The sequence below is a fragment of the Methanocalculus sp. genome, assembly GCF_029762515.1.
In the GTDB taxonomy this organism is placed as follows: domain Archaea; phylum Halobacteriota; class Methanomicrobia; order Methanomicrobiales; family Methanocorpusculaceae; genus Methanocalculus.
Genome location: NZ_JARVGN010000071.1, coordinates 1 through 7,377 on the forward strand (window position 1 = coordinate 1; position 7,377 = coordinate 7,377).

Annotated in this window: 9 protein-coding genes and 1 pseudogene; 8 read left to right on the forward strand and 2 right to left on the reverse strand. The window is 47.9% G+C overall.

From position 1 onward, the window contains the following. The 5 genes and pseudogenes from QCH34_RS03790 to QCH34_RS03810 all read left to right on the forward strand — a co-directional run. Window positions 1-487, forward strand: a pseudogene (locus QCH34_RS03790) (dihydroorotase); the annotation flags it as partial. A 59-nt stretch (window positions 488-546) separates the two neighbouring features. Further along, a complete protein-coding gene (locus tag QCH34_RS03795) occupies window positions 547-672 on the forward strand; it encodes a hypothetical protein (protein WP_300330347.1) in 126 nt (41 codons plus the stop codon). Between the two features lies 1 nt (window position 673). Next, complete coding sequence (locus tag QCH34_RS03800; RefSeq protein ID WP_300330350.1) at window positions 674-988, forward strand: DUF167 domain-containing protein; 315 nt, start codon at window positions 674-676, stop codon at window positions 986-988. A gap of 175 nt (window positions 989-1,163) precedes the next feature. Then, a complete protein-coding gene (gene dnaG, locus QCH34_RS03805) occupies window positions 1,164-2,492 on the forward strand; it encodes a DNA primase DnaG (protein ID WP_300330353.1) in 1,329 nt (442 codons plus the stop codon). 71 nt (window positions 2,493-2,563) lie between these two features. Beyond that, window positions 2,564-2,848 (forward strand): UPF0058 family protein, encoded by a 285-nt coding sequence (locus tag QCH34_RS03810; protein ID WP_300330356.1) that lies wholly within the window; start codon window positions 2,564-2,566, stop codon window positions 2,846-2,848. A gap of 15 nt (window positions 2,849-2,863) precedes the next feature. Here the strand turns inward: QCH34_RS03810 and QCH34_RS03815 are convergent, their stop codons facing one another. Both QCH34_RS03815 and tes read right to left on the reverse strand, forming a co-directional pair. Further along, entirely contained in the window at window positions 2,864-3,658 is a 795-nt protein-coding gene (locus tag QCH34_RS03815) for a RimK family alpha-L-glutamate ligase (protein ID WP_300330359.1), read from the reverse strand. An 18-nt stretch (window positions 3,659-3,676) separates the two neighbouring features. After that, a complete protein-coding gene (tes, locus tag QCH34_RS03820) occupies window positions 3,677-5,149 on the reverse strand; it encodes a tetraether lipid synthase Tes (RefSeq protein ID WP_300330363.1) in 1,473 nt (490 codons plus the stop codon). A gap of 136 nt (window positions 5,150-5,285) precedes the next feature. On the opposite strand from tes, the gene QCH34_RS03825 reads away from it, so the two are divergent. The 3 genes from QCH34_RS03825 to purD form a co-directional block, all read left to right on the forward strand. Next, window positions 5,286-5,786: a CDP-2,3-bis-(O-geranylgeranyl)-sn-glycerol synthase gene (locus tag QCH34_RS03825; protein ID WP_300330373.1), complete on the forward strand. Its 501-nt coding sequence runs from the start codon at window positions 5,286-5,288 to the stop codon at window positions 5,784-5,786. Continuing rightward, window positions 5,780-6,292, forward strand: coding sequence for an orotate phosphoribosyltransferase (pyrE, locus tag QCH34_RS03830; RefSeq protein ID WP_300330368.1), 513 nt, complete (start codon window positions 5,780-5,782; stop codon window positions 6,290-6,292). Before QCH34_RS03825 ends, pyrE begins: the two co-directional genes overlap by 7 nt. Before the next feature lie 28 nt (window positions 6,293-6,320). Further along, a partial coding sequence (purD, locus tag QCH34_RS03835; RefSeq protein WP_300330371.1) for a phosphoribosylamine--glycine ligase occupies window positions 6,321-7,377 on the forward strand: 1,057 nt, incomplete at its 3' end.

A 7,377-nucleotide genomic window follows, 5' to 3' on the forward strand; every position in this document is an offset into this window, starting at 1 on the left:
GAGACCGGAAGCTGAGCGGAAAGCGCTTTTTGCATCATGGGATGCTATTGATCTGATCGCCTCCGATCATGCCCCCCATACACGTCAGGAAAAGCAGGTTCCTTTTGCAGAAGCCCCCTCCGGGCTCCCTGGTGTTGAGACGATGCTCCCGCTCCTGATGAACGAGGTGGTCAAAGGTACATTCACCCTTCAATCTGTCATCGAGAAGACGGCAACAGCCCCATGCGGGGTGCTTGGAATACCACCTTCCGGATATGGAGCAGGAGAAAGATCAGATTTTGCCCTCTATGCGATGAAACCAGAAAAAATACAAACAGAAAAACTCCATTCCCGGTGTGGGTGGACTCCATATGAGGGTATGATGGGAGTTTTCCCTTCTCTTGTTGTTCGTTTCGGCAGGATTGCTTATCGCGAGGGAGAGTATACTCATGAGCCTGGAACATGGATGCCGGGAAGGGGTTATCATCCCGGGGAACAAATAGAATAATGTGCCAACATATTCGCATTCATAGGTCCCCAGGTGATCCATATGCCGTATGTCATGAGATGATCCATGGGACAACCCGTCTGCGAGACAGGCACCACCCGGTGACGGGTTTGATGCGGGAGGAACGGCAGCAGCCACCGATGACCGAGATCAGTTTTCACCGGGTGACATTAACCCATAGTTAGTATGGCTTCTTTTGAAGATGCATTTCGGATATCCAATGAAGGATTGTTGATCGCTCTTGATGTACATCCTGGATCTGGAAGAAATGCCTTTCCCGATGGATATAATGCCTGGCGAAAGTCAATCGGCATTGCAATAACTGCCCCTCCCGTTGATGGACGTGCCAACACGGCGATCATCGATCTCGTCTCAAAGGTTATGGGTATTTCAAAATCGGAAATTCGTATTGTATCCGGGCACCAGTCATCGCGAAAAGTGATCCAGATTGCCGGGATGACTCCTCTCCAGTGTAAAGAACTGCTTGCCACACTTTTCTAAATATACCATTTACTGAATGGAATGACTCTTTTCCATACTCTCACATGCCAGGATCGCCTGATGTTCTGAAACGGTATTTCCACCATGGGTTACTTTAAGTAATCGCAAATCCTTATGACATAATGCCTATGATCAAGCGCAGACACAATTGCATGATCGATGGAGGTGCGTTTACATGTATTCACCAGATACGACAAAGTATCTTATTCAGATTCATCTCGAAACAGAGGGGGTGGTTGAAAAACCCGACGTAGTCGGTGCCATATTTGGCCAGACAGAAGGGTTACTTGGCGAAGATCTCGATCTTCGTGATCTCCAGAGAACCGGAAGGGTTGGACGTATTGATGTTCAGATCGTCAGCAAACGTGGAGAGACCGCAGGTGAAATATTCATTGCCTCGTCTCTGGATCGGGCAGAGACAGCTATACTTGCTGCATCACTTGAGACAATAGATCGGGTTGGTCCCTGCGTTGCACGCGTTCGTGTGGAATGTATTGAGGATATCAGAGTAGCGAAACGGAAAAAGATCATCGAACGGGCAAAAGAGCTCCTTCTGGATGCTTTTGAAGAGGACACAATCGACTCACAGGATCTTCTTGATGAGGTGCGTGAATCGATCAGAATTGAAAAGATCAGGCTTCTTGGGGAAGAGCGAATTCCAGCCGGCCCGAATGTCGAAGAATCTGATGCTATCATCATTGTTGAGGGGAGAGCGGATGTTCTGAATCTCCTCCGGTATGGGATAAAAAACAGTGTGGCGGTAGAAGGAACCAATGTCCCCGATATCATCGTCAGTCTCTGCGAAAAGAAGACTGCAACCGTCTTTCTCGATGGGGATCGTGGTGGGGAACTGATACTGCGTGAGCTTCTCCAGATTGCGGATATTGATTTTGTTGCATATCCGCCACGAGGCAAGAGTGTTGAGGATCTCAGCCGGAAGGAGATCGTCAAAGCCCTGAGAAACAAGGTGCCGATTGAATATGTCCGTGATCAGGTGAATCGTGATATCAGAAAGGTTCCATCAGATCATGGAATCCAGCCAACCCTGTATCCGTATTCACCGGATATCAGTGAAGAGAAAATTCCGGGGAATTCTGTTGGGGAGGGGAGTTCAACCCACCCCTTACCCACACCAGTTCCAGGTGAAAGTTCCCTTCAGGTGAAGAGATCTGATGATGGCTCCAATGAGCCGGCTCTCATCCAGCCCTCTGAGGAGAAAGGAGGAAATGCGACACTGGGCAGGCACATGAAGGCAGTGTATGGAAGCGGTCTTGGACGTTTTCTCTCTCCTGATCTCTCGACACTTCATGATTTTTCCCCTCAAGAATTTGAGGCTCTCCTTGAAGAGTATGGTTCCGAGAGTGCAGGTGTTCTTCTTGATATAAATGTGGATCAGAAGATTTTGGATGTAGCTGCCGAAAAGGGGCTGGAATTTATTGCTGCGCGTGACTTTCAGGGTATTGTGAAAAGACCAATATCTTTACGTATGGTGAATATGCAATAGTATTTTAGTTTTTCTTTTTAATCCATACTCTTTTATTCCCAGCCATCACGATCGTACTTGCGGGTGATCCGATGCATAAAGATGAGTTGATCGCACTCCACCAGATGTTAGCAGATATCAAGGGTTACTTTGAAGAAAAGAGTCCTGATATTTCATTTCCTCAGTACCAAGCCCTGAAGATCAACCCTTCCCAGGTACATAAAAGCAAACTTGAGCATAAGTATGCAATTTTCATTCTTGCAACAGAACTTGCAAATGTTATGAAGGATGCAGAACTTGGATCATCGGGAAGGATAAGCTCCAGAATGAGGGAGCTTGCAGAGAAGACGCTAAAAGAGATCGAATGTGCCCAGTAGATATTTTATTTTATTTTATTTTTTTAGACTCTCTTCTTCTCTGACCAGGTATTCTGCCATCAGACGGGGTATTGGGGCAGCCATGCAATGCCAGTTTGGTGTACCATTCACTTCAAGGACGGTATATCCATCATCTGTCCTGAGAAGATCAACACCACAATAATCTATTCCGACAGCTTTCGCTGCCGCTTCAGTTATCTCCCTCATTGCGGGATCGATCTCAACCGGTGTGCCGACCCCTCCCTTATGGATATTATGGGTCAGGTGGGGTGACTGGCGATATATCGCCCCAACGGCATTATATCCGATGACAAAAACCCTGAAATCGCGATCATTTCTGACATACTCCTGAATATAATATGGGGGCTCAGCGAGATCGGAGATATCTGAGAAGAGGAAAATGCCATCTCCGTCAAATCCATAGACTGGCTTATACACAGCTTTCCCATGTTTTATGAGGAACTCTTCAACTGCTTCATGTGAAGCGGTAAAGAGTGTCTCTGGTGTTGGTACGCCATGGTGGCAGAGAAGTGCGGACGTCATCACCTTGCTTGCACAGGTGGCGATAGCATCCGGGGTATTGACAAGTCGGTTTGTTAACGAGAGGGCTTTGATCTGTTCAAATTCAACACCGTTCTGGCGAATGCCACAGACCCAGATAAGGTCACCCTTGCAGGGAACCCTGAAAGGATTTATTTCATTGAGATGAAGCAGTTCGTATTGTGCATTCAGCGTATCAAGTGCATCAAGCACCATTTGTGTTGAATTATCCTCGGGTGTATCGGTTGGTTTTGGAATGATTCTGATCATCTGAAAACCACATCACTATCAAAACGATTGAGTCTCTTCATCGAGTGCGTGTTTTTTCCAGACTTCCTCACGCCTCATCGGTCCACTATTATAACTGCAGAATGGGATGATCTGGCCATCTGGTGTTGCATAGTGGATACAGCACCGGTTCACCCGGTTGATATCATAGTTATAATTATCCATAAAATGCATGGTTCCGATGAAGAGTGCATTCCAGTGGAATTTTCTGAGAGCATCAAAATTATGGTGAATCAGGGCATTTGTAATGAGCCCCCAGAAATCAATCTTATCCGGCCGATCATTCTTCATGGTTGTGCGGAGATGATTGACACCCTCAAGGAGGGTCCGGTATTTATTGATCGTTCCTTTCTTCTTCAAACCCTCTGCAATGGTATCAATCGACTTAAAAAAGTCATCAACATCTACCATTCTGTTCACCGGGACAAGCCCGTTTTCTGTGACGAAGAGGTAGGTGGCTGCTCCACAGTGTGGGTTTGCGGTAAACTGTATCTGGGGACGTCCGGTGTATGATTCTACCAGATCGATGATCGGCTCGACACATGGGATCGGATAAAAGTCTGCTGCTTGTAGCACTCCCTCTGTCTGCTCTTCTATTCCCTTGAGAAGATCGGGGATGGTGATCCGTTCCTTTGCGATATCGTCGTTGCTTGCGGCCCCGGTGAATGCAACCGGCTGGAAATTGACCCCTCGTATCACATCGATATTCTCAGCTGCAAATTTGATGATGGAACCTGCCTCATGATGGTTCTTTCCACCAATTATGGTAGGTACGAGGACGATTCCCACTTTCATTTCGCGGCAGTTTTCTATGGCTTTCTTACTGATCTCAAGAAGGGGATTTGTTGCTTTGGTGACACCATCAAAATGGAGGTATATAGTGGAAACGCCAGCATCTTTCAGGTCTGAAACAAGCTGTTTATCCTGTGCAAGCCTGATACCGTTTGTTGCAATCTGTACCTGGCTGAATCCATATTCCTTGGCTTTTCTGACGATCTCGGGAAGGTCTTTTCGCATCGTCGGTTCACCGCCGGAAAGCTGAACTGCCGGGGGTGGAACCGGTTTCTGGGATCGGAGGAGCAGAAACATCTCTTCTATCTGCTCCATCGTTGGCTCATAGATAAAACCACATGCGCGGGCATTTGCAAAACAGAATTCACAATTCAGATTGCAGCGATTTGTGACATCAACATTTGCTAGCAGGGTTCCTGATTTATGTTCCGAACAGAGTCCACAATCATATGGGCATCCACTCCGGATTTCAGGCTTATTTGAGTTTTGAACACCGTTCCCTATGGCATTATACGCATCAAACCTGTGGTACATTGCAGAATCAGACCAGTAGAGCGATCTGTTTGGGCCATGATCCGGACATTCACGGCAGATCCAAACGGCATTATCTTCTTCGATAATATCGGCATCAAGGACCTTTCTACAAACCGGGCAGATACTTTTCGTCTTTTTAATCAGCATTCTTGATTCACCCGCGAAAACCTTCAGAGTAAGTATGTGATACAGTATTTTTTAAACCTTCCACCATAGTACATAGGATATGGGTGGTATCGATATCAATTCGCTCATCATTATCGGCATATCCGCACTCTGGGTGATGCTTCCGGCTTATCTTCCAAACCCGGTTGCAGCTGCACTTGGTGGCGGGAAACCGATTGACGGTGGAAGATGCTGGCGTGATGGCAGAAGGATATTTGGTGATGGCAAGACTGTGAGAGGGCTCATTGCCGGGATCGCCGGAGGTGTTGCCATAGGGCTCCTCCAGATCCTTGTCCATTCCCATGCGGAGATCGTCTGGTTGCCCGAGCATACGCTCGTCTCGATCACCCTCCTTGCTGTCGGGGCACTCCTCGGCGATCTGGCAAAGAGTTTTCTGAAGAGGCGAAGGGGGGTTGAAAGGGGTGAGAAATGGCCGGTTGCCGATCAGTTCGATCTTGTTATTGGCGCCTTTATCCTGCTTCTCATCTTTGATCCCGGTTGGTTGTTTTCTACGATCACAATTCCAATTGCAATTGCAATTTTGATCCTCACCCCGGTTCTTCATCGTGGAACAAATATTATCGGCTATATACTAGGAATAAAGGATGTACCATGGTAGACGATATTTCATCACTCCTGATTCAGTATCATGCAATTGAATTTGGTGAGTTTATACTGGCTTCCGGCCAGAAGAGCTCGTATTATGTCGATATCAAGCAGGCAGTGACGCATCCTGACCTGCTTTGTGCAATCGGCCGTATTGTATCTGATGCATATGATTTCGAACTGGTTGCCGGTGTTGCAGTCGGAGGTGTTCCGCTTGCAGTTGCAGTATCACTTGTGTCGGGGAAACCCTATGCAATCATCCGTGCGACTGAGAAAGATCATGGTAAAGCTGCGCGGATTATCGGAGATGTAGCCGGAAGGAGGGTGCTTCTCATCGAAGATGTCACCACATCCGGTGGCTCCGCCATCTATGGAGTCGAAGAGTTGCGGCGGGCTGGTGCCTGTGTCGATACGGTGGTGACCATTGTGGATCGTGAGCAGGGTGCAGCGTCACGGATGGAGAAGGAAGGCATCTCTCTCTGCCCGCTGGCACGGGTAAGCGATCTTTTGAAAAAGTGATAGTATAATAGGAGAAGGGTTCAAATACATGAGCATGAATTACCTGGTTGTGGGTGGTGGCGGAAGGGAGCACGCACTTGCACGAGCACTCTCCTGCAATCCGGAGTCCGTACTCTATGCCGTGATGTCACATGCAAATCCCGGCATTACTACACTCTGCCGTGATTTTTTAATTGCAAGCGAGACTGATACCGAAGCGATAGTCAGGTATGCAAAAAGCCATCAGATTGACTATGCGGTGATCGGTCCTGAAGCACCTCTACATGCCGGCGTTACTGACGCTCTTCTTGAGATAGGTATCGGCTGTCTTGGACCAACCCGGGCAGCTGCCCGGATCGAGACAGACAAAGCCTTCTGCAGACAGCTCATGAAGGAGTACCGGATCGAAGGTCTCCCTTCATATCGCATCTTTTCCGATCCTGAGGATGCAGTGGCTTTTATCTCATCACATGAAGAGGATGTTGTCATCAAACCAATCGGCCTGACCGGAGGAAAGGGTGTCAAGGTAATGGGTGAACAGGTCGATCGGGCGGGTGCGATCGAGTATGCCCGTTCCATTCAGGGGGGAATGGTCATTGAAGAGCGGCTCATCGGCGAGGAATTCACCCTTATGGCATTTGTCGATGGTAATTCTCTCATCCCCATGCCCCTTGTCCAGGATCACAAGCGTGCTTTTGAGGGTGATACCGGTCCAAATACCGGTGGCATGGGATCATACAGCATGCCTGATCACAGACTCCCCTTTGTTCTGGATTCAGAATATGCAGCCGCTCTTCGGATAATGCATGATGTCGTCTTGGCACTTGATACATCGGGTTCTCCCTACCGTGGAATCCTCTATGGACAATTCATGAATACGGCATCAGGTCCAAAAGTTATCGAATTCAATGCACGGTTTGGAGATCCGGAAGCCATGAATGTCCTCTCAATTCTCTCAAGTGATTTCTCCGAGATCGCCATGCGTGTTGCTGACGGTACTCTCCGCCAGTCTGATGTGGTGTTTGATAGAAAGGCAACCGTATGCAAATATGTAGTCCCTGCGGGCTATCCTGAAAAACCAAAGACCGGGGATAGAATTGAGCTTT

Coding starts and splice junctions, on each gene's coding strand:
- QCH34_RS03825 (WP_300330373.1), top strand. CDS start 5,286: ATGCTTCCGGCTTATCTTCCAAACCCGGTTGCAGCTGCACTTGGTGGC.
- pyrE (WP_300330368.1), top strand. CDS start 5,780: ATGGTAGACGATATTTCATCACTCCTGATTCAGTATCATGCAATTGAA.
- dnaG (WP_300330353.1), top strand. CDS start 1,164: ATGTATTCACCAGATACGACAAAGTATCTTATTCAGATTCATCTCGAA.
- QCH34_RS03795 (WP_300330347.1), top strand. CDS start 547: ATGATCCATGGGACAACCCGTCTGCGAGACAGGCACCACCCGGTGACG.
- tes (WP_300330363.1), bottom strand. CDS start 5,149: ATGCTGATTAAAAAGACGAAAAGTATCTGCCCGGTTTGTAGAAAGGTC.
- QCH34_RS03815 (WP_300330359.1), bottom strand. CDS start 3,658: ATGATCAGAATCATTCCAAAACCAACCGATACACCCGAGGATAATTCA.
- QCH34_RS03810 (WP_300330356.1), top strand. CDS start 2,564: ATGCATAAAGATGAGTTGATCGCACTCCACCAGATGTTAGCAGATATC.
- QCH34_RS03800 (WP_300330350.1), top strand. CDS start 674: ATGGCTTCTTTTGAAGATGCATTTCGGATATCCAATGAAGGATTGTTG.